General features: G+C 34.8%; 22 protein-coding genes and 1 pseudogene. 12 read left to right on the forward strand and 11 right to left on the reverse strand.

The window, feature by feature from the left end; all coding sequences use genetic code 11:
- Positions 1-48 precede the first annotated feature (48 nt).
- The 3 genes and pseudogenes from htpG to OOK99_RS06175 all read left to right on the forward strand — a co-directional run.
- Positions 49-1,953: a molecular chaperone HtpG gene (gene htpG / locus OOK99_RS06165; protein ID WP_264720253.1), complete on the forward strand. Its 1,905-nt coding sequence runs from the start codon at positions 49-51 to the stop codon at positions 1,951-1,953.
- Between the two features lie 38 nt (positions 1,954-1,991).
- Complete coding sequence (locus OOK99_RS06170) at positions 1,992-2,699, forward strand: host RNA manipulator TomO (protein ID WP_264719729.1); 708 nt, start codon at positions 1,992-1,994, stop codon at positions 2,697-2,699.
- A 143-nt stretch (positions 2,700-2,842) separates the two neighbouring features.
- A pseudogene (locus tag OOK99_RS06175) lies at positions 2,843-2,979 on the forward strand (IS256 family transposase); the annotation flags it as partial.
- A 92-nt stretch (positions 2,980-3,071) separates the two neighbouring features.
- Here the strand turns inward: OOK99_RS06175 and carB are convergent.
- From carB to OOK99_RS06190, 3 genes are all read right to left on the reverse strand, one after another.
- Positions 3,072-6,299 carry a carbamoyl-phosphate synthase large subunit gene (gene carB, locus OOK99_RS06180; RefSeq protein ID WP_264719730.1) on the reverse strand — a complete coding sequence of 1,076 codons (3,228 nt, stop codon included), beginning with the start codon at positions 6,297-6,299 and terminating at the stop codon, positions 3,072-3,074.
- 116 nt (positions 6,300-6,415) lie between these two features.
- Positions 6,416-7,180: an SDR family NAD(P)-dependent oxidoreductase gene (locus OOK99_RS06185; protein ID WP_264719731.1), complete on the reverse strand. Its 765-nt coding sequence runs from the start codon at positions 7,178-7,180 to the stop codon at positions 6,416-6,418.
- Positions 7,167-7,982: a YihY/virulence factor BrkB family protein gene (locus OOK99_RS06190; protein ID WP_264719732.1), complete on the reverse strand. Its 816-nt coding sequence runs from the start codon at positions 7,980-7,982 to the stop codon at positions 7,167-7,169. The genes OOK99_RS06185 and OOK99_RS06190 overlap by 14 nt, the downstream gene beginning before the upstream one ends.
- Before the next feature lie 128 nt (positions 7,983-8,110).
- On the opposite strand from OOK99_RS06190, the gene OOK99_RS06195 reads away from it, so the two are divergent.
- A complete protein-coding gene (locus OOK99_RS06195; RefSeq protein ID WP_264719733.1) occupies positions 8,111-8,464 on the forward strand; it encodes a TrbC/VirB2 family protein in 354 nt (117 codons plus the stop codon).
- A 260-nt stretch (positions 8,465-8,724) separates the two neighbouring features.
- On the opposite strand, the gene OOK99_RS06200 is transcribed toward OOK99_RS06195, so the two are convergent.
- Both OOK99_RS06200 and OOK99_RS06205 read right to left on the reverse strand, forming a co-directional pair.
- The gene (locus OOK99_RS06200; RefSeq protein ID WP_264719734.1) at positions 8,725-10,119 is read right to left on the reverse strand and encodes a hypothetical protein; all 1,395 of its coding nucleotides are present in this window, start codon (positions 10,117-10,119) and stop codon (positions 8,725-8,727) included.
- 29 nt (positions 10,120-10,148) lie between these two features.
- Positions 10,149-10,322, reverse strand: coding sequence for a hypothetical protein (locus tag OOK99_RS06205; protein ID WP_264719735.1), 174 nt, complete (start codon positions 10,320-10,322; stop codon positions 10,149-10,151).
- A 211-nt stretch (positions 10,323-10,533) separates the two neighbouring features.
- On the opposite strand from OOK99_RS06205, the gene OOK99_RS06210 reads away from it, so the two are divergent.
- Complete coding sequence (locus OOK99_RS06210) at positions 10,534-10,827, forward strand: GIY-YIG nuclease family protein (RefSeq protein WP_264719736.1); 294 nt, start codon at positions 10,534-10,536, stop codon at positions 10,825-10,827.
- Between the two features lie 148 nt (positions 10,828-10,975).
- On the opposite strand, the gene OOK99_RS06215 is transcribed toward OOK99_RS06210, so the two are convergent.
- The 4 genes from OOK99_RS06215 to OOK99_RS06230 form a co-directional block, all read right to left on the reverse strand.
- Positions 10,976-12,187 (reverse strand): hypothetical protein, encoded by a 1,212-nt coding sequence (locus OOK99_RS06215; protein ID WP_264719737.1) that lies wholly within the window; start codon positions 12,185-12,187, stop codon positions 10,976-10,978.
- A gap of 268 nt (positions 12,188-12,455) precedes the next feature.
- Complete coding sequence (gene ruvB, locus OOK99_RS06220) at positions 12,456-13,445, reverse strand: Holliday junction branch migration DNA helicase RuvB (RefSeq protein WP_143689279.1); 990 nt, start codon at positions 13,443-13,445, stop codon at positions 12,456-12,458.
- Positions 13,442-14,014 carry a Holliday junction branch migration protein RuvA gene (gene ruvA / locus OOK99_RS06225; protein ID WP_264336486.1) on the reverse strand — a complete coding sequence of 191 codons (573 nt, stop codon included), beginning with the start codon at positions 14,012-14,014 and terminating at the stop codon, positions 13,442-13,444. The genes ruvB and ruvA overlap by 4 nt, the downstream gene beginning before the upstream one ends.
- 209 nt (positions 14,015-14,223) lie before the next feature.
- Positions 14,224-15,235, reverse strand: a protein-coding gene (locus OOK99_RS06230; protein WP_264719384.1) for an IS630 family transposase whose coding sequence is annotated in 2 segments (ribosomal slippage) — positions 14,224-14,772 and positions 14,774-15,235 — 1,011 coding nt in all. Because the reading frame shifts where the segments join, the coding sequence is not laid out codon by codon here.
- 185 nt (positions 15,236-15,420) lie between these two features.
- On the opposite strand from OOK99_RS06230, the gene OOK99_RS06235 reads away from it, so the two are divergent.
- Positions 15,421-15,945, forward strand: a complete 525-nt coding sequence (locus OOK99_RS06235; RefSeq protein WP_264719738.1) for a c-type cytochrome — start codon at positions 15,421-15,423, stop codon at positions 15,943-15,945.
- A gap of 1 nt (position 15,946) precedes the next feature.
- Positions 15,947-16,702, forward strand: coding sequence for an alpha/beta hydrolase (locus tag OOK99_RS06240; RefSeq protein ID WP_264719739.1), 756 nt, complete (start codon positions 15,947-15,949; stop codon positions 16,700-16,702).
- A gap of 42 nt (positions 16,703-16,744) precedes the next feature.
- On the opposite strand, the gene OOK99_RS06245 is transcribed toward OOK99_RS06240, so the two are convergent.
- Together OOK99_RS06245 and OOK99_RS06250 are read right to left on the reverse strand one after the other, a co-directional pair.
- Positions 16,745-18,658: an ATP-dependent helicase gene (locus tag OOK99_RS06245; protein WP_264719740.1), complete on the reverse strand. Its 1,914-nt coding sequence runs from the start codon at positions 18,656-18,658 to the stop codon at positions 16,745-16,747.
- Positions 18,659-18,779: 121 nt separating this feature from the next.
- Positions 18,780-19,190 carry a WD_0964 family protein gene (locus OOK99_RS06250; RefSeq protein ID WP_264336481.1) on the reverse strand — a complete coding sequence of 137 codons (411 nt, stop codon included), beginning with the start codon at positions 19,188-19,190 and terminating at the stop codon, positions 18,780-18,782.
- A gap of 206 nt (positions 19,191-19,396) precedes the next feature.
- Here OOK99_RS06250 and OOK99_RS06255 point away from each other — a divergent pair, with 206 nt between their 5' ends.
- From OOK99_RS06255 to OOK99_RS06275, 5 genes are read left to right on the forward strand one after another with little or no spacing between them, the layout of a single operon-like run.
- Positions 19,397-19,984 carry an NADH-quinone oxidoreductase subunit J gene (locus tag OOK99_RS06255; RefSeq protein ID WP_264719741.1) on the forward strand — a complete coding sequence of 196 codons (588 nt, stop codon included), beginning with the start codon at positions 19,397-19,399 and terminating at the stop codon, positions 19,982-19,984.
- Entirely contained in the window at positions 19,975-20,283 is a 309-nt protein-coding gene (gene nuoK, locus OOK99_RS06260; RefSeq protein WP_019236815.1) for an NADH-quinone oxidoreductase subunit NuoK, read from the forward strand. Before OOK99_RS06255 ends, nuoK begins: the two co-directional genes overlap by 10 nt.
- Positions 20,284-20,287: 4 nt before the next feature.
- On the forward strand, positions 20,288-22,135 hold the full coding sequence (nuoL, locus tag OOK99_RS06265) for an NADH-quinone oxidoreductase subunit L (RefSeq protein WP_264719742.1): 1,848 nt from the start codon (positions 20,288-20,290) through the stop codon (positions 22,133-22,135).
- A gap of 3 nt (positions 22,136-22,138) precedes the next feature.
- Entirely contained in the window at positions 22,139-23,581 is a 1,443-nt protein-coding gene (locus OOK99_RS06270; RefSeq protein WP_264719743.1) for a complex I subunit 4 family protein, read from the forward strand.
- Positions 23,578-24,963 carry an NADH-quinone oxidoreductase subunit N gene (locus tag OOK99_RS06275; protein ID WP_264336478.1) on the forward strand — a complete coding sequence of 462 codons (1,386 nt, stop codon included), beginning with the start codon at positions 23,578-23,580 and terminating at the stop codon, positions 24,961-24,963. The genes OOK99_RS06270 and OOK99_RS06275 overlap by 4 nt, the downstream gene beginning before the upstream one ends.
- Positions 24,964-24,965 lie beyond the last annotated feature (2 nt).

Genomic DNA, 24,965 nt, shown 5'->3' on the forward strand with positions numbered 1-24,965 from the left:
GTGCAATACTTAAATTATTAGAATAGTAGGCTAATAATGGAGCTCAAAATGCACAATGTACAAGAAACTGAAAATTTAAAATTTGATGCTGAAGTAGGGAAAGTACTGAATATAGTAATCCACTCACTCTATACTAATAAGGATATTTTCTTGCGTGAGTTAATATCAAACGCATCAGATGCATGTGATAAATTGCGCTATGAATCACAATTAAATCCTAATTTATTAGATTCAAGTGATGAATTAAAGATTACTATTAGCTCCAATAAAGATAAGAATGAGCTGTATATAACCGATAATGGAATTGGAATGAACAGACAGGATTTAATAGATAATCTTGGTACGATTGCAAGTTCTGGTACGCAAAAATTCTTGGATGCAATTAAGAATAATAAAGATTCAAACCAAGCTGTAGAACTGATTGGAAAATTTGGTGTTGGTTTTTATTCAAGCTTCATGGTTGCCTCAGAAGTTATAGTAGAATCAAGAAAAGCAGGAGAAGAAGAGTCTTGGGTATGGAAATCTAAAGGAGATGGAGAATATTCAATCAGCAAGTTAGATGGTCAAATCTCTCGTGGCACAAAAATTACGCTCATCATGCGTCCTGAAGAAAGCGAATTTTTAGACAAATTCCGTATTGAAAACATCGTTACTACTTACTCTGACCACATAAATTTTCCCGTTGAGTTTGTAAATGAAGAAGGAAAAAGTGAAAAATTAAATAGCAAAGCTGCAATTTGGACTAAGCCAAAAAATGACGTTACTCCAGAAGAGCACAACGACTTCTTCCGTGGTGTTGCACATGTGGGCGGTGAGCCTTGGATGATATTTCATAATAAAAATGAAGGTGCAATAGAGTATACGAACTTGCTTTATGTTCCTTCTATCAGGCCTTTTGATTTATTTCATCCAGATAGACGCTGCTCTGTAAAATTGTATGTAAATAAAGTGTTTATCACTGAAGATAATGTGCAGATTATACCGCAGTACTTGCGTTTTTTGAAAGGTGTGGTTGATTCACCGGATTTGCCTCTCAATATCAGCAGAGAAACACTGCAAAATAATCGTGTAGTTGAGCAGATTAGGAAATCTTTAACTAAGCGCATAATATCAGAGCTCGGCAAAAAAGCAAAAGAGAATTTAGAGGAATACACAAAATTCTGGGGCAATTTTGGTGCGGTGTTAAAAGAAGGTCTTTGCGAAGCTATGCCAACTGATGAAAGAGAAGCATTGCTTTCCATTTGCAGATTTCATAGCACCAGTGATGGTAAGCTAGTTAGCATTGATGATTATATAAGCAGAATGAAGCCTGAACAGGAACATATCTACTATCTCACAGGTAATAGTCTCGATTCAGTGAAAAACAGTCCACAACTTGAAGGATTTGTCAGTAAGGGATTGGAGGTGCTTCTATTTGTTGATCCAGTTGATGATTTCTGGACTAGCGTAATTCATGAATATAAAGATCAAAAATTTAAGTCTGTGACCCGCGCTGATGTTGATTTAGAAAAATTCTCTTCAGAAGAAGGTAAGAAAGATGAAGAAAATAAATCAGATGAAAACAAAAGCGAAGAAAACGCGGATTCTATACTCGAATACTTCACCAAGGTTCTTGGAAGCTTAGTAAAAAGTGTAAAGATCTCTAAGAAATTAACCGATAGTCCTGTGTGTCTAGCAGTTGATGAAGGAACTATGGATCTCCGTATGGAGCGTTTTTTACGTGAACAGAAGCAGCTAAATTACCGCACGCCAAAAGTACTTGAAATTAACATTAAGCATCCTTTGATAAGAAACATAATGGAATCTTACGCTGAAAATGGTGAAAATCCAACACTTGGAGATATGATTTACTTATTGTTCTATCAAGCTTGTATAGTGGAAGGTGAAGAGATGGAAGACGTAAGTCTATTTGCTAAAAGGCTCAATAACTTGCTTGGCAAAATTTCTATTTAATGCTATACTTAGTTTAGCTAATAATTAGGGGGTAAAACATGGGGTGGAATTTACTTGGTGGGCTCATGCCGCCAGCAGTAGATACTGCAGAAGAAAGGGAGCGTCGCCATTCCAGAGATTCAGGTGCTGAAGAAGAATTTGAAGTTTTAAATAATGAAAATCAAGATGTTTCATATGCTAAGGATCTAAGCTTAGAGAATGTAATACTTGCAAACTTTCCTGATGGTTGTGATAGATCATTTATTGTAGAATCAAAAGATGAAGACTCGTATGACATTATTCCTAAAAATTTAACTTTTGCTGAAGTAATAAGTATCTTAAATCAAGCTGTAAAAGAAGATAATTATGAAAAATTAGACGAAGTTATACAAAATATTGAGGATTATGAAGGCAGGTCTATTACGCTAGAGAGTACAAATTTAAAGAATTTTTGTGAGCAACAACTTAACTTAGATTTACGAAATAATCAACATATATATTCAAATATACTATCACAGTATAAATTTAATCAAGTAGAGCTTAAGTACGATTATTTAGTAAAAGAATTGGTGTTACTTGCAATTGCAGCTAACGATAAATTGGCAGAAAAATATCAAGACATACTTTTTGCTGAAGGAAACTTAAGTCTTTTACCTTTACTTGTTGGTGGTCAAGAATATATAAAAGCTTTTATAGAAAAATTCCATAGTATCGATGAGGTTTATAATAAAATAAAGGATCAAACTATAATGCACCCATTTGTCTAGACCATTTTTTTCAAAGTGATCCGATTTTTAAAATGAATATATTGATAAATACGTCGACACACATTTAAAGTATTTATCAATATATTCATTTTAAAAATCGGATCACTTTGAAAAAAATGGTCTAGACAAATGGGTGCATTATAACCAAAGGTTCATTTACCAGCTTGTACAAGTTGGTATATTGTGCTATAAGGAAGGTGGAGGAAAAGTGCTGTACATATTAACTATATCTCAGCTCAACATTTTCTTTCTCCACAGATTGAAAATTGAGTTGAACTAAAAATTCGCTTTGACGCAGTTTTTTGAACATTATCCCTTAGCTTACAAGATCCTCATTTTGAAATAAGTAATAATTTATTATAGTCTTGATATTTAAACGTTTTGTATCTGCTGTAATGATTTCACTTCCAATTTGCTATTCTTTACATATTGAATTGCAAGCGCTAACGCTTTACTTCCAGAAGCTGTGGTGCTATAAGCTATATTTTGCAAAATAGCAGTTCTGCGAATATCTTTGCTGTCTGAGACTGACTTTACACCTTTTGAGGTATTGATCACTAGATTTATTTTTCCATCTTTGAGCATATCAACTATGTGGGGTCTGCCTTCTCTCACTTTATTTACAGCTTTTGCAGCAATGCCGTTATTGTTCAGATACGAAGCTGTGCCTTTGGTGGCATATATTTCAAAACTCAGTTCTTTCAACATTCGTACAACAGGCAATATACACTCTTTATCATCATCTTTTACTGAAACCAGAGCTGCTCCTTCTGTTGGTAACTTGTATCCTGCAGCCATGTGCACTTTTGCAAGTGCAGCTTCGAAAGATAAGTCAATTCCCATCACTTCTCCTGTTGATTTCATTTCAGGACCAAGTAAAGTATCAACTCCTGCAAAGCGGGTAAATGGAAAAACAGCAGCTTTAACTGCAAAATGATTGAAAGGCTTGTTTTCCTGATTCAAATTTTTACCCAAAATAACCTGAGTGGCAAGCTTTGCAACAGGAATGTTGATTACCTTGGAAATGAAAGGAACTGTACGGCTAGCCCTTAAATTCACTTCAAGTATGTATACATCACTCTCTTGAACAGCAAACTGAATGTTTATCAGACCTTTCACTTTTAATGCTAATGCTATTCTTTCAGTTTGGAGCTCGATCTCTTTTATTACTTCGTCACTCAATGTATTTGTCGGTATTGAGCATGTTGAATCGCCAGAGTGGATACCAGCTTCTTCAATGTGCTCCATGACCGCTGCAATGAAAACTTTTTTCCCATCACATACAGCATCAACGTCAACCTCAACTGCATTGACTAAAAATTTATCAAGAAGCAGCGATCCGTGTTCAAAAATTTTGGTTTGATTCAAGACATACTCTTTAAAGCTCTGAGTATCGTGTCTAATCGACATAGACTGACCGCCGAGGACATATGATGGCCTGACTACTAGTGGAAACCCCACCTTTTCTGCGTTGGTTAACGCTTCTTCTACTGAATGGCAGATAGAATTTTCAGGTTGTTTTAAATTAAGTTGCAAAGCAAGATTTTTAAATCTCATGCGATCTTCTGCAAGGTCAATAGAATCAAACGAAGTTCCCAGAATTTTGAAACCTCTCTCGTTAAGCACTTTGGCTAACTTTAAAGGCGTTTGCCCGCCGATTTGAACTATTACACCAACCAGTGTGCCATTTTCTTGCTCTTTGCTTAGTATTTCAAGCACATCCTCTGCAATCAGTGGGGCGAAATATAAACGATCAGCGGTATCGTAGTCAGTTGAGACGGTTTCTGGATTACAGTTAATCATTATTGTTTCATATCCCATTTCTTTGGCGGCAGAAGCTGCATGTACGCATGCATAATCAAACTCAATACCCTGACCAATGCGGTTTGGACCACTTCCTAAAATGACAACTTTTTTTCGATCCGAAATATTCGCCTCACATTCCGTTTTATTTTCAACATCACCCTCATAGCAGCCATACATATAAGCAGTGCTCGATTCAAATTCAGCTGCACAGGTGTCTACACGTTTATAAACTTGTTTAGTACCAAACCTTTTCCTTATTGCTTCAATTTGCTCTACTTTCTTATTGCTTAACTTTGCCAACCTTGCATCTGAAAATCCCATTTTTTTCAGCTCTAACATTTCATATGCAGTTCCAGGAAGGCCATTTTCCTTGATTTTTTGTTCAGCTAATATAATTTGCTGTATATTCTGCAAAAACCATAAGTCATATCCTGTAATCGAATTTATTTCTTCTATGCTAATTCCGTGGCGCATTGCGTCAGCAGCAATCAGTAATCTGTTTGGCAGCAATTTTGCTAATTGAGATCTGATGTGATCAATATCAGTATTTTCAGGAAATACTTCATCAAGTCCTGTAAGATCAGTTTCAAGTGAACGAAAAGCTTTCTGCAGTGACTCATTAAAAGTGCGGCCGATCGACATTACTTCCCCCACTGATTTCATGGAAGTTGATAGTTCACAATTCGTCCCCTTAAATTTCTCAAACTCAAATCGAGGAATTTTAGTGACGATGTAATCAATCGCTGGTTCAAATGCAGCAGGTATAACTGGAGCGCAATCATTACGTATCTCATCGAGTGAATAGCCGATAGCAAGTTTAGTTACAACTTTTGCAATAGGATAACCTGTTGCTTTTGAAGCAAGTGCAGAAGAGCGAGAAACCCTTGGATTCATTTCAATCACAACGAGGCTTCCATCTTCTTTAGGATTCACTGCAAACTGCACATTTGCACCACCGGCGCTAACATCAATTTCCCTCAGCACTGCTATAGATGCATTTCTCATTTGTTGATATTCAGCATCACGCAGAGTCAAAGCAGGAGCAACTGTGATACTATCTCCGGTGTGCACTCCCATTGGATCAACATTTTCTATTGAACACACTATTATACAGTTATCCTTGCAGTCACGGATAACTTCCATTTCATATTCCTTCCAGCCCATAATTGATTCATCTATCTGAACTTCATTTATTGGTGAAATTTTGAGAGCACTTTCTGCAATATTGAAAAACTCCTCTTTATTGTATGCTATGCCGCTACCTGCGCCACCAAGAGTGAATGATGAACGGATGATTGCTGGTAATCCAATGTAATCCAAAGCCTTTTTTATTTGTTCTTGATTTTTTATAATGATACTTTTGGGGTATTTTAGACCTATTTTATCCATGGATTGGCGAAATAATTCTCTATCTTCCGCTTTTTTTATTGCTTCTCTATTTACTCCTATTAATTCTACGTTGTATTTGTCTAACACTCCATCATCTGCAAGTTTTATTGCACAATTAAGTGCTGTTTGCCCTCCCATTGTTGGTAATATTGCGTCTGGCCTCTCCTTAATTATAATTTTCTCTATGATTTCAGGTAGCACCGGCTCAATATAAGTTGCATCAGAGAATTCAGAATCTGTCATTATAGTTGCGGGGTTGGAGTTAACTAAAATGACTTTATAACCTTCACTTTTTAATACTTTACAGCTTTGCGTTCCAGAATAATCAAACTCGCATGCCTGACCTATAACTATTGGGCCTGCTCCTATTACTAATATAGATTCTATATCTGTGCGTTTTGGCATAATTACAATAATAGTCTCGACTCAAATAATGTTACCAATCTTTCCTGTATATGTGAATTTTTATTAAACCTAACTACCTTTAGGCTTAACGGTATCTTTGCAGATACTATGGTAATTTACTCGGGAGATTTGCTAAGTGGTAAGATTTGTCCTGATATGCTACAATCTTCAGAAGCAAGTTCTACAAATTTGTCTGTCAGTTTATCAGGTGGCACCAATTCAGATATATCTTTTCCCGAAAATGCTTGCTTATACATTTCACTATCGATAGGCCCTTCCGAATACACGGCATTTATGCATAAGTTCGTATGTTTTGTCTCAGATGCATATATCTTCACCATTGCTTCTAGTGCAGCCTTACTTGCAGCATATGGTACCCAATATGGATAAGAGGAAGGAGAAAGTGTTATCTCTGAGGTCATGAATATCGCTCTTCCAGCATTAGACTTTTTTAGTATTGGACCCAAATTTTTTAGCAAGTACCAACTGGCAGTAAAATTTGTATTCATTACGTTCTGTAGATCTTCAAGCTCACAATCATGAACAGAGCTCAACTTACCTAAAATTTCAGTGCATGCAATCAGTATATCAAGTGTTCCAGATTCTGATAATTTCAGGCTTTCTATCATGTTTGGCAGTACTTTTACGCTCTCAAAATCCAAAAGATCAAGCTGAATTAGTTTCACAGAGCCTTCTTTCAGCTCTTCAATTTCGTTATACAATGGCTTGAGATTATCAAGAGATCTGGAAATCAGAATTACACATGCACCTTCTTTTACAAATCTTTTTGCAACAGAAGAGCCTATTCCACCTGAAGCTCCGGTAATTAAAGCTATTTTACCTTCTAAGTCACCCATTTCTTTCTCCTTAGCAAGATCCATTGAAATATTTTAGCTGAAAATTAAATTTTGCTCCATATATAAAAATCAAACTTAGCACATAAAAAAATAGTAACGATACTATCACACCACCTAAACTTCCATATATCAAATTCAGTTGGTCAAAGGAAGCTTTTAAGTATTGCTTGAAAGCTGAAGCAGAGATCGTCCAAAGAATAACAGCTACACAAGATCCGGGAAATACGTCTGATAAGTTTTGTTTTATGTTTGGCAATGTAAAATATAGCCAAGATACTATAGTAAAAAGCACAAACTCAATAAGTAAATATCTAGTATAACTTAGCCCTTGGTAAGAAAAATCAATTAACATTGGCACTAATGTAAAAAATACTATAGTCAGAGTTGTAACAAGCGTAATTGCTAAAAATTGTAATATACTGAGCACCCTTCTCCATATATAAGGCGATGAAACCGGAACTTTATAGGCCTTATTGAGTATTGTTCTAAATCCTTCAATTGTCGATGAGGCAGTCCAAACAGCACCTACAATTGCCAAGGTTAATAAGCTTTGCGGCGGTCCTGATATTATCTCCCTAATACGTGGCATCAAAGATGATAAAATATCCTGTGGCATGTTATCAATAATAAATGTCCAGCCGACATTGTATTGATCTAAGAAATTTGCGAATGTTGACGCCACAGCCATTAAAACAATAAGAAAAGGAAATATTGATAACAGAATTAAAAATGATAGATATCCTGCGTGCTCCACTCCATCATTATAAATTGTGTCAATTAAAGCACGATAAAGGCAATAAACGATACTATAAAATTTCTGTAGCACTTGTAATATAAATAAACTAAGAAAAGTATTCTAAATGAAATAAAGCATACTTTTAAGCAAAAAATCCTCACCGTTTACTTAAATTTAATCAAAATGATAGATAATCCAGCATTAAATACGGAGGCATAATGAAAAATTTTCTTCTACTTGTAGCTTTAATTCTTTCCTTTGCATTTGATAATGCTTTTGCTGCTGCTGTTACTGATGATGCAACAACCAATACAATATGCAGAATAGTAGGCTATACTCACGGTATAGGCGGGCCTATGATTACAATAGTGATAATAGGTGCAGCTTTGCTTGCAATATTTGGCAGAATGCCATGGCCAGCGCTTTTTGCACTTGGTGCATTTACTGCTGTGTTTTTTGGTGCACCTGTAGTTGTTTCAAAAATAGTACCAGGTGGTGTGATTTGTAAAGATGGTGCAACTGCTTGCCCTGATGGTAAAAGATGGGATGCAACAAAAAATACATGCGTATAATAAGCATTAAAGCTTCAAAACATTAGCAAATGGTGCTTCTTAAAGAAGCACCATGACTGTACGAACTTGTGATTTAAGAGCAATTTTTGCCAGTTCATCCAAGTACTGGTTTACTTTATGATGTTGTCATCCCAGTGTCACGCACTGGAATGACGAAGCTACTTTAATGACAAGAAAGAAAGCACTGGTCTCACATACATCTAAACGGATACATAAACTTTCATTCACAATTAGTTCTCAAATAGTCTAATTTTCTTTAGCTATGAAATACAGCAACTTGTGTTTTTACCAACTGATGTACGCTTTTTTGTAGAACACTGTTCAGATTGTAATACAGACGGTTGGTCAAGTATTGGTTTGGGCTTATCATTAAAAGAAGATCGTGCTGAAGAAGCGCCAAGGCCACTATCTTTATTCGAAGCATCATCCCCACCTTTATCTTCACCATAGTAGTCGGGTCTAAGAAACTTTCTTGAGTTTCCAGCACGTATAACTGAATTCTTAGCTGAACCACCAAAACCACTATCTAAAGTTGGCCCATCCGTCCCTACTTTTTCTTCAAGAGTTTGTGGTTTCATAGCTGGCACACGCGCAGGATCAATGGACAGTTTATAATCCTCATTGATTACAGAGCTCTCTATGATCTTATCCATCACACAATAAGCAATGTCTGGGTTAGCAAAATCTATTCCATACACTCCTTTACTGCCCAATAGCGATTTCTGTGAAGTATGACCTTCAAAGCTATTTAATATATTCATATCAAACATATTATTAACGCGCTTCACTTCTTCTCTTGTTAAATATCCCTCCTCATTATTATAACTTACAATAGGAATTAAAATTGAATCTTCGTCACTGTTCAAGTAAGAGTCACGCACAATACGATCAACTGGTATGTCTGCTTTACGAAGCAAATTAACCGCTGCAAATTTCAGCATGTCAGTAACTCCAACCTCGCCTTTTGGAGCATCAAAACAACGACACATCAAGGATGCTCTATGTTTTACTATGTCTTTGACGAACTTAAGATCATCAAAAACGCCTTTCTTTAAATATACATAAGTCTTCTCCTCTTTTGGAAAATACTGCTGTTCTAAAAAATCCTTAAAATTTTTAGGAGCATTTTCATAACTTTCCATCGTTGATGAGAATAAACTAACAAAAGAGTCTTTTAATTCTTGATCATTAAAGCATATACAGTATAAATAAGATTCTCTGTCAAAGTTCTTATCGGATACATTGCCTTCCACATCTTTATCAGGATGACTGTCTACAATAGTCTCTATTGTGAATCGTATAAGTTCATTAGCTAGCAAATATTTTAGATTACAAACTACCTTTTCTTTCATTGGCACTGAAAACCTATTTCTGCTACTATCTGTAATCCATTTTCCTTGATTAAAGTTAAAAGGAAAAGAGCCTGTGTAAAAAAGATCATTGGCACCTTGTTCATCTCCACAAAACTTTTCTACTATACTCTCTCTCATCTCGCGCAAGTACTTTCTGCGCTGATCAATATTCATATTTTCATCAAATGAAAGAACAACATGATCTTTTTCTATAGTGAGATTAGTAATAGCAGTATTATCAGAAAGAAGAACACTATTAAATGCTTTTACTAATTCTTGATTTATTTTACTTTTATTAGGCATAACGCCACCTCTCTAATTAATCAACATAATTACTTACCACTCCTACTGCTGCCCTGACCACTAGATTGATTTTTCTTTCTTTCCTCTTCACGTCTAATCATGTCTCTAAAATCATCTATTTTCTTTGGATCTATTTTACTCAGATCAACCTTTACTCTCCCTGAATCAGGTACTTTTTTATTTGGATCATTATTACCATGCATATCAACCTCTAAATTAAATTATTATGTAATCAGTATATTAAGAATCAATTATCAGCACAAGCAGTTTTTTAACATAAATTTTGTTCACCATTTTTATACTCCTGGATCCCAGTGTCAAGTATACAACTATACGAACATTGTGACAATTTCCGTAGCAAATGGTGTCATGAAAGTAGCTGACACTGGGATCCAGTAAACTTATTTACTATATATGAAAAATTATTATATTTATATACTTGCAAGTGAACGCAATGGAACCCTATATACAGGTATAACATCAAATTTGACTAAACGAATTTGGGAACACAAAAGCAAAGCCATCTCTGGTTTCACGTCAAAGTACAATGTTTGTAAACTAGTCTATTTTGAAGAATTTCAAGACATAAATTTAGCAATTAGTAGAGAAAAACTCCTGAAAAGTTGGCAGAGAAAATGGAAAATAAACTTAATTGAAAAAACAAATCAAGAATGGAAAGATTTATATGATGAAATTGTATCTGGATGACAGTGTCTGAGTACACAACTTTACGAACATTGCAATATGGCACATAATAAACGATCAGTGCTTAATCATCCAAGACGATGTCATTCCAGCACTTGATGCTGGAATCCAGATAAAAACCAGTCTGGAATGACAAAAAGAGAGAGAACCTTTACACACCTCTCTCTTTGACTGAAGAAGCATGGTTTTCAACTCTCACATCATCAGTTAATCCTTCTGGCAATTCCACAGAAGCATTAGACTTTTGCTTACTACCATTAGAAGATCCTTTTCTTTTAAATCTCATCCCATGAGCATCATTCGATGTGTATCTTCTAACTCTCCTGTATTGCTTTTGCTGTGGAGCAGGTGGACAGACAGCTAATTTTGGTTTTTCAGTTTTCTCTTCTTTTGCTTCTTTCTTTTCTTTATTCATTTTCTCCAGTTTTTGTACTTCACTATCTTTGTCACTTATAACAGGTTTAGGTAGAGTGTCTACTAATTTTTCTATAGGCTTTGGTAAAATAGCACGTTCTTGCTTATTCAGAGTGATTGGCATTGGAACTTGAGATGAAAAATTAAAGAGGTGAACTGGCGCAACTTCATTCACTTTTGTTTCTATTTCTTGACGAACTTCTTTTAATTCTGTTTTTTCTGCTTTTTTATCTCTTTTTTCTTCAGTGACATCTTGCTCTACTACTGCTGCTAAATCAACTGCAAAAATTTCTGCAAACATTGCAATGACTGAACCCACTAGAAAAGTTTGCAGCTTCAATTTTAAATTTTGCAACGCTTGCAAACGTTCGAGTATTGCTATTTCCTCTTCCGGAGATAACCCACCACTGAGTAATTTCTCCTGCAATTCTTTTATCTCTTTGTCTAGCCTTTTATCCCAACTTAAATCTTTTTTGAAGATCTTTTTAACTAATTCCTTAAGCTTATCACGCAAAAACTTAATTATCGAAAGAAGCAGATTTTTCTCTTTCTTCTCCTTGAGCATTTTGTAGACTTTCGGATCTACATTTACTTCAAAAAGATTAAAGAGGGATTCAAAGAAATTTGCGAATACCCCTTGATTATCACCAGCAAAATAATCCTCATCGTCTTTTATCTGTAGCTCTACTTGAGATAATGTTTCATCAATGCAACTCGCAGCCTGACGCTCAAGCTCTATTCTCTTGAGCTCAGCTTTCCTAGCAAGCTCCTCCATGAATCCTTTTAATTCATTAAGCTTCTGCTCTGCAGAGAGATCTTGCTCCCTAATTCGACTAATGAAGATTGAGCTACCGTCCTCTTCGTTGTTATTGATTAAAAAATTTTCCATTGGTTTTTCTCCATTAATTGAATTACTGTTTCTATAATTGTTTAGAAAGCTTTTTACCATTTTATCTTAAGTCTATAAAACACAATAACTCAATCTTACAATATGAAGTATTTAATAAGTATTAATCTTAAAAAATATCAATAATTTATTGATATTTTTACATTTATACTACATACAGCCTATCATATATTACATAATCTTTCAAGAACATATTCACTATAATAGAAGACTTTCTTATTTGCCTCTAAAACACTCGCAAAGCATATAACTAAGAGAATATTATAGTGTTAGTGTAATATTATACAATGTACTAAAATATGTTATAATGCTAGCATACCACTGAATTGATGCTGAGATATTCCTTTGCTTGATCAGTTAAAACACGTCCTCTTGGTGTGCGTTTTACGAAACTGACCTTGATTAAATAAGGTTCTACTGTTTCTTCAATATTGCCAACATCTTCAGATAGTGCAATAGATATGGTGTCAATTCCAATAGGTCCTGAGGTGTTAAACAAAAATCTCAGATAATCCATATCTAATTTATTTAGTCCCATTTTATCTATACCCAATTTTGATAGTGCAGAACTGGCAATTTTACAGGTAATTTTTTTATCATCTTTTACTTCAACAAAATCTCTTATTCTTCTGAGTAATCTCAAAGCAATTCTTGGAGTACCACGGGCTCGGCAGGCAATTTCCTGCACAGCATCCTTTTCGATTTCAGCACAAAGAACTCTTGCACCTCTTTTGATAATATCAATCAGTTCCTCAAAAGAATAAAACTCAAGATGCAGGGGAATACCAAAACGATCCCTCAGCGGTGCAGAAAGCAGTCCAAGCCGTGTTGTTGCCCCAATCAGTGTAAATGGTGGTAAATCTATTCTTAAAGTTCTGGTAGATGGGCCCTCACCTACTAGTATATCTAGGCAAAAATCTTCCATAGCAGTATATAAAACTTCCTCAATGCTACGATTTAATCTATGGATCTCATCGATAAATAGAACATCTTTTGCATTTAAAGTAGTGAGCACTGCAGCTAAGTCCCCAGCTTTACTAAGCAATGGACCAGAAGTTGCACGAAAGCTAACCCTTAACTCCTTAGAGACAATTTGTGCTAAAGTTGTTTTACCAAGCCCTGGAGGACCATAGAGTAATACGTGATCCAAAGCTTCAGCTCTCGTCTGTGCAGCATTTATAAACACTTTTAAATTTTGTATTAAATCTTTTTGCCCGACAAAATCATCAAGTTGCTCAGGCCTGATATTTAAATTACGTACATCTTCAGAGTATTCCTTACTACATGATATTGACTTCATATTGTTTTAAGCGCCATACGAATAATATCTTTAGTGTCCAAGTTTGGTGATTCATCTTCTATTTTTTTTATTGTATCATAAGCTTTTGTTCTTTCATATCCAAGATTGATCAAGGCTGAAAGAGCATCTTCACTAATTGAGTGAAAATGATTGTTATTTATCTCTAATTTACTTACTTTGCCATTCAGCTCAGTAATAATTCGATTTATGAGTTTTAGGCCAAGTCCACTCACCTTAAGTGCTAGTTTATCCTCATTTATAATTGCCAAAAATAGTTGCTCTGGAGTTAATTTGCTCAAAATTGACATTGCGGTTCTATAGCTGACACCGCTCACTTTAACTAATAAACGCAGACACTGCTGTTCTTCTTTACTTATAAAGCCATATAGCTGAGCAACGTTTTCTCTGCTATTTGCATAAGTGTCGATAAGTAATTTTACTCTACTTCCGATTGAACAAGCACTTAAAATTTTGGCTGAAAGATACACTATATAGCCAACATCATTCACATTCAGGATTATGTGATCGCTGCACACTTCATCAACTATTCCGCTTAGATTTCCTATCATTTTTAGTACTGTATAAAGTTCAGTTTAAATGCTCCTGAATCTTAGGTCAAGCAAACGAACATTATAGCAGTGGTTTCAGTTTCAATCATTGCAGACAAGTTTGCAGGAAATCTATTTGAATATGTTATTCCAGATCATTATGTAATTGAACCACAAGTTACTCCGATAGAAGTAGAATTGCAGTCTCCTAACTTAGCTAATACCAATTCTCATTGTTGTGGAGTCAAATAGGAAACAGAGCAGAGTTGTTTAATTGTAGAAGTAGCAAGAGAGGTAAGAAATTTGCATAAAGTGCTCTCAAGCAAAGCAATAGTACTGTATATTTTATTGCGCAAAATGTTCTGTTTTATATATAACCAAAGCCTCTCAACAGGATTAAGTTCAGGTGAATATGGAGGTAGGTATATAATCTCAATGTTTTTAGGTACCTTTAAATTTTTTGACTTATGCCAACTAGCACAGTCCATAACAAGAACAGCTTCTCTTGTCCCTAGATATTGCAACATTTGCTCAAGAAATATATTCATGCAATCAGTGTTAACATTTGGTGCAAATAAGCTAAAACTCTCTCCATTTTTAGGATTAACTGCACTGTAGAGATAAAAATTATGCCTACCTAACTTTATTTTAACCCGAGTTCTAGTACCTTTTTTAAACCATCCATGCCCAACTTTCGAATGTGTGCCAAACCTTGATTCATCAAAGAAAAATAGCTCTTTTTCAGGATACTTTCCAATAACTTCATTGAGATTTTTTTTTGAATTCCTCTTGTTTACTTTTATCTTGTACGTTGTGTACTGGTCTTGGTGTAATATATGAAAATTTCATCTTTTGCATATGGCGGTGTACTGTAGATTTGCTAATATTTAAGTCGAACTTTTCCTGTATTCTTATTCTCATTTCTTTAATGGTAATATTAGGGTTTTCTTCTATCCATGCTTCAATTTGCTGTAGTTGAGCCTGATTTAATTTAGTTTTTCTTCGGCGTGATCGAGGAGCAAACAGTTTTTCTTCTCTGCCAAATTTCAAGAGTTTTATCCACGAAGTTAGTGCCTTTCTTGAAATGCAATATATTTTTGCTACAGACGTTATACTGTACTTTTTTGCTGCAATTACAGCGTTTAGTTTTTTTGAAACATATGCATTATTCCTTACTTTCTTCAGCATCTCTTTTGCTGATTTTACTACTTCTTCATCCAATAATTTTGATCTGAGTGCCATTTATACCTAAACTATTTCACTTATTTCATTATGGCTTTTCTTCCATTATTGTCTATCTGTTTCCCGTGTAACGGGAATTGGTATAAGTAGTAGAAATTTCCATCTTTGGCGACATTAAGGTAATTGTTTGCTGTTTGCAAAAATATTTGCATAATTTAAGTAACACTACTTGATAAGAATTAACTATGGAGCTTAATAAGATTGCAGCATCGATTTTACTTTCTGGATTAATAATTATGATAGTTAGTAATGTAGTTGATACGTTCTATAACCCAGAGGATTATAAAATTGAACACCAAACAATAGTAGCAGCCAGCAATGAGCCTCAGCAAAAGATTGAACAAGTGGCACTTGATATTGGGGAGCTCATGCAAAATGCTAGCTTTGAAAAGGGGAAGTCAGCAGCAAAAAAATGTATAGCTTGCCACAGTTTTGAGAAAGGTGGAATGAATAAAGTAGGACCAAATTTGTGGAACGTAGTTGGGAATAAAAAGGCCCATCTTGGCAGTTCGTTCAATTACTCAAAAGCACTGCTTGAAAAAGGTGGAAAATGGGGATATGAAGAATTATTTACTTTTTTAAAAAATCCAAAAGCCTATATAAAAGGTACACGTATGGCATTTGCAGGCATTTCCAATCCACAAGAAATTGCAGATCTAGTCAGCTATTTGCGTTCGATGAGCGATAGTCCGGTTGCCTTGCCAAAGTAGTATGAATTATTGTAAATTACTTGATGGAAGTAATGGCCATATAGCATATCGAAAGCTACAAGGAAAGAAGGCTTCTATAGTTTTTCTTAGTGGTTTTGCATCCAATATGGATGGAACTAAAGCAACTGCTATTTACAAATTTTGCCAAGAAAATGACGTAGCACTTGTGCTCTTTGATTATTTTGGTCACGGTAATTCAAGCGGTGACTTCGCTGATTATACAATAAGTGATTGGCAAAAAAATTGTGCTAAAGTGATAAGCGAATTAACTAGCAGCAAACAAATAATTATAGGCTCAAGTATGGGTGGATGGCTGATGCTGCTCACTGCCCTTCAATTTCCAGAAAAAACTGCAGCGCTAATTGGTATATCGTCTGCTCCTGACTTCACTGAAGATTTAATATTTAAGCAATTATCAGATAAGCAAAAAGAAGAGCTGTGTTCTAAAGGTGTAATAGATTTTACTTCAGGGCACTGCGCGTACAAAATAACTAAAAATTTGATCGAGGATGGCAGAAAGAATCTCCTTTTAAATCAAGAAACAATAGATATAAACTGTCCTGTGCGCTTATTGCATAGCATTAATGATAAAGATGTTCCTTATCAAACTTCATTGAATTTAGCTGAAAAAATTAAGTCAACAGACGTTGAAGTACACTTAATAAAATCAGCAGAGCACAATATGTCTGATAATCATTCACTGAAAATTTTATTTAAGACCATCAGAGAATTTTTGTCAGGAGAAATATATAATTGAAGTAATTTAGATGTGTTTGTCGTAAGAACTGCAGTTATAGCTTCAACAGTAGGCGCTATTCTTGATCACCTCAACATTTTCTCTTGGCAGTTCTTTAATAAATCGAGAAGTGCGCATTGGTTGCCACTGATTATTAATCTCCCTCCTATCTGCACATGAAATGACTAACCTTTCTTTGGCTCTGGTTATGCCAACATATGCAAGTCTTCTCTCTTCTTCCAAAGCTTTACCACTTTTATCTTCAAAAGATCTTTGATGAGGAAATAATCCTTCTTCCCAACCAGGTAAAAACACGCACGGGAATTCAAGCCCTTTAGCCGCATGAAGAGTCATAACATATACATTGTCATCGCTATTCATATTATCCACTTCCATCACCAAACTAATGTGCTCCAAGAAGGTTATAGCGCTGTCAAAATTCTTCAAAGATGCAATGAGCTCTTTAACATTTTCTATTCGCGCTAAACCCGTCACTCCTTCATTCTCAAGCATTTCCATATATCCTGATTGATTTGCTACGATTTTAACGAATTCATGCAGCGGTTTTACGCTTACTATTTCTTCCCAAGCTTTAATTTTATTTAAAAAATCATTTAGTGAGAGTTTAATTCTTTCGGTTACTTGATCACTATTAACCAATATTTTTGCTGCCTGAAAAAAAGAAATTTTGTTATCCTGAGCAGTCGTGTATATTTTCTTTAGAGTTGTAGCTCCTATGCTTCTTTTGGGACGATTTACGATCCTTTCAAAAGCGAGATCATCATTATTATTTGTAACAAGCCTCAAATATGCAATTATATCCCTTATTTCTTGACGTTCGTAGAATTTTACGCCACTTATAATCCTATAGGGAATTGAATATTTTATAAAATACTCTTCGAGCACTCTAGTTTGAAAAGTCGCTCTTACGAGCACTGCAATGTCACTAAATATGTATTTATTGAGCTTTAATATCTGTTCGCTTATGAACCTTGCTTCAGCTTTCCCGTCCCATAATTTTATTAGATTTACCTTTTCCCCTTCAATGTTTGTTGTCCACATTTTTTTTTCTAAGCGAGTCTTATTGTGATTGATCACATATGATGCAGTTGCAATTATGTGGGATGTTGACCTGTAGTTACACTCCAGTTTAACGGTTTTTGCATTTTTAAAATCATCGGAAAATTTCAAAATATTTTCAACTTCTGCACCACGCCAACTGTATATCGACTGGTCATCATCTCCTACACAGCAAATATTTGAATGCTCTTTTGCAAGGTATTTTAGCCAAAGATATTGTATTGCATTTGTATCTTGATATTCATCTACCATGATATATTTAAACTTGTTTTGGTAGTAGGACAGAACCTCGGTCTTTTTATTAAAAAGTTGTATGTTATATAACAATAAGTCACCAAAATCGACAGAGTTAAGGAATTTTAACCTTTCCTGATACTGGTAATAGACTTTGAGTGCAGTTACGTAAACTGGCCTAAATGATTGAACGTCTTCCACTTCAGACGGCAATAAACACTTCTCTTTCCACTGCTGGATGATATTCATAATGGTCTTACATTTTTCTGATAGGTAATCAGGGCTTATTTCATTAATAATATTTTTTATTACCTGTAATTGATCATCCACACCAATGATTGTGAAATTGGAATTTAAGCCCACAATTTCAGCATGATGACGTAAAATTTTTGCTGCAATTGCGTGGAAGGTGCCAAGCCATGGTATATTTGTGCCCGTAAGTTCAAGCACTCTTGATATCATTTCATTTGCTGCTTTGTTCGTGAATGTAACTGCTAAGATCTCATCGGAGTAAGCGTAGCCATTTCGAATTATGTGCGCTATTCTTGAAGTGATCGTTCTTGTTTTTCCCGTTCCGGCTCCTGCCAGTATTAAAATTGGTCCATCTATGTTAGTTACAGCTGATTGTTGTTCTGGATTTAGCAGCGAGAGATAATCGTTCATTGCAGCACTATAGATTATAACTTCGTAAAGTTAAACCTATGATCGAAATATTGTAAAGGTCTTATTGAACATAACAGTCAACTCATTCAAGTACTACATATTTAAGCGTAGGGATTTGTATCTATCTTATTTGAGTAATTAGTGTATGCTGAGTAACAATAACTTGATTTGAGATATTGGCATCAAAACTTCTGCTTGTTGGATGAATAGGTAGAGTTTGAAATGGCTTAGACTTATGATTCAGTTCCTTCATCATTTCCTCAGCTTTAATAGGAAGTTTTTCTGAAATATAGAAGTTATGCATTTCAGGTCGTTCAGTGAAATTTTCATATATTTCTTTCAACCAAGCTCCAATATCATATATAAAACCATATGCTTTTTCTTTAAATTCTCTCCATGATCTGCCTAAACTGGCTAGTGTATTATTGAAGTAAATTGTCACATAATCTCTTGTGGTATATTGATAACTCTCTCTATTTAATTTTTCACTTTGCTTGTCACAAGTTTTGAAGTAACCAAATATGTTATACATTTTGAGCCATCACTAACTATTAATATACATATACTATAAGTTAATAAATTAAAACCGTCAAGAGTGTTTATTGCATTACTGAGAAAATGCTCTATTTAAAATGGAGCTGAAGCTTGTAGTAGAATGTTTTCAAACGTTTAATATAATATTGACTTTACAGCAATAATTACTTTAAGTTAGTAGCTATTGTTGCAGTTAAAGTATCAATGCCTTTTTTCTTTTATTCTTTTGCAATTCTAAGCATCTTATCTGCTGTTTGTGTAATTAGCGTAAGGAATCCTGTGCATGCAGTGTTATTTTTAATTTTCACTTTCGTTAACTCTGCAGTTCTTTTTATTCTCCTTGGAGCTGAATTCATCGCTATGATGGTGCTGATAGTATACATCGGTGCGGTTGCAGTGTTGTTCCTCTTTGTAGTTATGATGCTCGATATTGACTATGTAAGGCTACGCCAGGGTTTTTCGAAGCATTTCACTCCTGGTGCTATATTATGTGTTGTGTTTTTTCTGATTATCAGTTTTGTAATCCGCAGCTCAACGCTGAATATAAGTAATGTTATAAACTATAATGCCAATAACGTGGAAGCTATCGGTAATTTGCTCTACACTGACTACATGTACGCTTTTCATCTTTCTGGTATTCTGCTGCTTGTTGCAATTGTTGGTGCAATTGCTCTTACTTTGCAGGACAAGAAAAAAGGAGTTAAAAAACAGAATGTATTAAAGCAATTGACACAATCTTCATCTGTAAAATTGGTTAAGGCTAAATTTGGAAAAGGAGTAGAATGGAAATAGGATTAAATCATTTTTTGATAGTTGCTGCTATTTTGTTCACTATTGGAGTGTGTGGTATTTTCATCAACCGTAAGAGCATAATCAATATACTGTTATCAATAGAAATATTATTGCTGGCGATTAACATCAATTTAGTTGCTTTTTCTGCCTTTATGAATGATATAGTTGGGCAAATTTTTGTGATGTTTGTGTTGACTGTTGCGGCAGCAGAGTCAGGAGTTGGGCTTGCAATATTGGTTGTATATTATAGAAGTCGTGGCAATATAGATGTTGAACAAGCGAACTTAATGAAAGAATGAAAGTATGATGGATATACTGAAATTAATAGTATTTTTGCCACTCTTTGGTTCGCTATTTGCAGCACTTTTTAGAAAAAGTCAGTTAGTTACAACGGCGGGGATTGGAATATCTGCAGTTTTATCTTGGTATGTTTTTCTCACCTTCTCTGAAAATTATCACTTGAGTTTATTTCCTCTATTTTCATTAAGTGTATTAAAAGTAAATTGGGCAATTAGTGTGGATGCTCTCTCATCCTTAATGCTTATTGTTATTACCACCGTTTCACTAGTAGTCCACCTCTATTCTATCGGTTATATGGAGCATGACAAAGGGAAGTCGAGGTTTTTTTCTTACCTATCGCTATTTACGTTTTGCATGATTGTGCTGGTTGTAAGCGATAATTTCGTGCAGCTTTTTTTTGGCTGGGAAGGGGTTGGCCTGTGTTCTTATTTACTCATAGGATTTTGGTTCCAAAAATATTCTGCAAATAATGCAGCAATTAAAGCATTTGTTGTGAATAGGGTAGGAGACTTTGCACTATTGATTGGAATCTTTCTTATTTATTATACATTTCACTCTTTGAATTTTACTGAAGTTTTTGACACAACTGATCTTCTTGGCACGCAGAACATTAGGGCATTCTGCTGTGAATTTAAAATAATTCATATAATATGCATATTACTTTTTATCGGCTGTATGGGTAAATCTGCACAGCTTGGTTTACATGTTTGGTTGCCAGATGCAATGGAAGGGCCAACCCCTGTTTCTGCACTCATTCACGCAGCAACGATGGTAACAGCAGGTATATTTTTAGTAGCAAAATGTTCTCCATTGTTTGAGTTATCAAATGTGGCACGAGAATTAATAGTTATCGTTGGTGCACTTACTGCTTTTTTTGCAGCCAACGTTGCGATTACTCAGAATGATATAAAAAAAATAATTGCTTATTCAACCTGCAGTCAACTTGGTTATATGTTCATGGCATGTGGGCTTTCTGCTTACAATTTTGCTATTTTTCACTTAATGACACACGCTTTTTTTAAAGCTCTACTATTTCTTGGTGCTGGCAATGTAATTCATGCAACGCATCATGAGCAAAACATTCAGAAAATGGGAAATTGCTGGAAGAAAATACCTTGCACTTACGCTCTCATGTGGATTGGGTCTCTTGCGCTTTCTGGAATATTTCCATTTGCAGGTTTTTACTCAAAGGATTTGATAATTGAACATGCTTATAGCACGGATAGCTTTGCTTTTGTAATAAGCTTAGTTGTTGCATTCTTCACAGCGTTTTACTCTTGGAGGTTATTGCTTCTTGTGTTCCATAGCCAAAAACAAAGTAAAATTAATATACATGAAGCACCGAAGATTATGCTTATACCATTACTGATACTTGCTTTTGGATCGGTATTTTCTGGAGTGTGGGGAGCAAATATTTTGAACATAACTAGTAATGCGTTTTGGAAATCAAGTTTAATGGTGATTGATGAGCATGGAGTTCATAATTTCTTTATAAAACTGCTGCCAACCTTAGCGAGCCTAAGTGGAATAGCACTTGCGTACCTAATTTACCAATATCAAGTAATTAGGAAAATTAAGAGTAAATTTTTACTTAAGTTTTTGCAGAATAAATGGTACTTTGATGAGGTGTATGAGTTTGTTATAATTGCACCGATAAGGTTTATATCTAGGCTTCTATGGAAGTTTGATGTTAAGGCTATTGATTCATTTGGACCAAATGGTGTTGTAAGGTTGGTTAATGAATGTTCAAAAAGTTCTATAAAGTTACAAACTGGTTATATATTTGATTATGCATTTATTATGTTTGTTACTTTAATAATCGGTGCTTTATATATTATTGGAATTAAATAGAAGGTGTTGTTACTTAGTATATTCTTGCTTCCACTGATAGGAGCGTTGATTTTATCCTCGATCAGGATTAATCATCAATCTATACACCTAAGATTCCTTGCCCTATTTTTTACTATACTTCCATTTTTGCTTAGCATTGTAACTTGTATAGAATTTGATTATAACAATGCGGACTTTCAGTTTGTCAGCTATCCAATCAAGAATGTAGGAATAGGGATAGATGGTATATCGTTGCCTTTCCTTCTGCTTACAACTTTCTTGTTTGTAATTTGTATACTCTATAACTGCAAAATGAGTTATACGAACCTAAAAGCCTATATGGCATTATTTCTACTGCTTGAGAGTTTTGTAGTCGGGTTTTTCGTTTCACTGAATGCTATAAGCTTTTATGTGTTTTTTGAAGCTGTTTTAATACCAATGTTCTTTATTATTGGCATTTGGGGAGGAAAACACAGGGTATATGCAACGTTTAAGTTATTTCTTTATACATTAACTGGCTCATTATTATTTCTACTTGGATTAGTGTACATCTATAGCATTTTTGGGACGTTTAATATACAAAAATTAGCCACATTAGTGCCAAGCCTTGATCTTGAAGTGCAGTCATTGCTGTGGATTGCATTTTTTATTTCCTTTGCAATAAAAGTTCCAATGTTTCCATTTCACACTTGGCTTCCTGATGCGCATGTGCAATCACCAACTTCTGGATCTGTGGTTTTAGCTGGCTTGCTTATTAAAATGGGGGGATATGGATTTTTAAGATTTTCTATTCCAATGCTTCCTCAGGCAAGTTTGTATTTTTCAAATTTTGTTGTTGTGCTGAGCATTATTGCGGTGATATATGCTTCGCTAGTTGCGTTTGCTCAAGATGATATAAAGAAGTTAATAGCTTATTCTTCAATAGCACATATGGGGATCGTTACTGCTGGCCTCTTTTCATTTTGTGAGGAAGGAGTACTGGGTAGCATATTTCAAATGATTAGTCATGGCCTTATTTCTGCTGCTTTATTTTTGTGTGTTGGAATGCTATATACTCGAACTGGAACTTTGGAGATTACAAAGTATTTTGGCATAGTAAATACAATGCCAAAATTTGGTTTTATGTTCATTTTATTTTCAATGGCTTCAATAGGGCTACCTGGAACATCTGGATTCATAGGTGAGTTTTTGGCTATGGTTGGAATGTTTAAGAGCATAGGGTTTTTTACAGGATTTATCGCACTTGGCACTATTTTAAGCGCAGTTTATATGCTGAATTTATGTAAGCAAATAATATGGGGGGTTAGCTATTCTAAATTATTAAATAACCGTTTGGATAGCATAGAATTTTCTGTCTTAATTCTGCTTGCAGTGTTTGTTATTTTGCTTGGATTTTACCCAACCCTTGCACTGAATTATTTGAAGCCATGTATGGCAAATTTGTTAGTCAAATATAATGCGCTATGAATTATATACAGATATTGCCGGAAACGTTCTCTATTATCTCCTCGTTAGTGTTGCTACTGCTTGGAATTATATTTAACCGCCGAACTATCAACTTATTAGCACTTGGCTGCACAGTGGTAACTTTGATTATTTTAATTATTTCGGCAGAAAACAATGAAATTTTTCTCTTAAATTCGTTGTTAAAACTCAATTTATACATCAGGTCAGCCCAAGGGTTAATTCTCAGCACAGGAATTTTAATACTTTTGATGCTGAATTTATCAAAATATGACTATAAATATGAATTTTCAATACTGATTCTTTTTGCGCTATTTGGCATGATAACTTTGGTTTCAGCAAATAGTCTGATTTCTTTTTATTTAGCTTTTGAGTTGATGAGTATATCTTTGTATGTTCTTGCGAGCTTTAATAAAGATTCAGCTTATTCATGTGAAGCAGGAGTGAAATATTTTACACTTAGTGCACTATCTTCCTGCATTATGCTATATGGAATGTCGCTGCTTTATGGATATACAGGACAAGTCAATTTCTCTGAGCTCGGTTCATTCTTGCAAAACCATCAGATAACTTATGGAATAGTTTTTGGGTTAGTTTTTATCCTTATTGGTTTGTGTTTCAAGCTTGCTATTGCTCCTTTTCATATGTGGGCTCCAGATGTCTATCAAGGTGCACCTACCATAGTAACTGCGTTTTTTTCTACGGCCCCAAAAGCTGCACTTGTAACATTTTTAATTCGATTGATGAATGAAGAGTTAGTAAATGTAAAAAGTTATGTTCAGCCTATTTTCTTATACGTTTCAGCATTGTCTGTGCTTATCTCAGCTTTTGGGGCCTTACGTCAGCAAAACTTAAAAAGGCTGCTTGCTTACAGTTCAATTGGTCACATTGGTTTTATATTTGCTTCACTTTCTATTTTTACACAAGCAGGAACAGATAGTGCCTTAATGTATTTGGTGATATATATCATCACAAGCATAGGGCTATTCTCATATCTCGTACAAATTGACGATGACGATTGTGATATTGCAAATTTATCTGGTATAGGGAAGAAACACCCAATTGTAGCATTTCATCTTTCTGTACTGTTACTCTCGATGTCGGGAATACCTCCACTTGCAGGTTTTATCGCTAAATTTTTTATATTCAAAAGTTTAATAAATTCTGGCTTTATCAGCCTGTCTTTGATCCTTGTAATAGCGAGTGTGATATCATGCTACTATTATTTAAATATCATGAAAGTTATGTATTTTGATAAAGCTAGTGGTAATAAGGTTGCTTATTCTAAGAGTCTATTCATTATCACTTCAGTGGCTTCACTGATCAACCTCGTTCTTTTCTTGTACGCAGAAGATCTTTACTCACTCATTAAACTAAAGGGCTGACA

Origin of the sequence: Wolbachia endosymbiont (group B) of Eucosma cana, from assembly GCF_947250645.1 — a bacterium.
GTDB lineage: Bacteria > Pseudomonadota > Alphaproteobacteria > Rickettsiales > Anaplasmataceae > Wolbachia.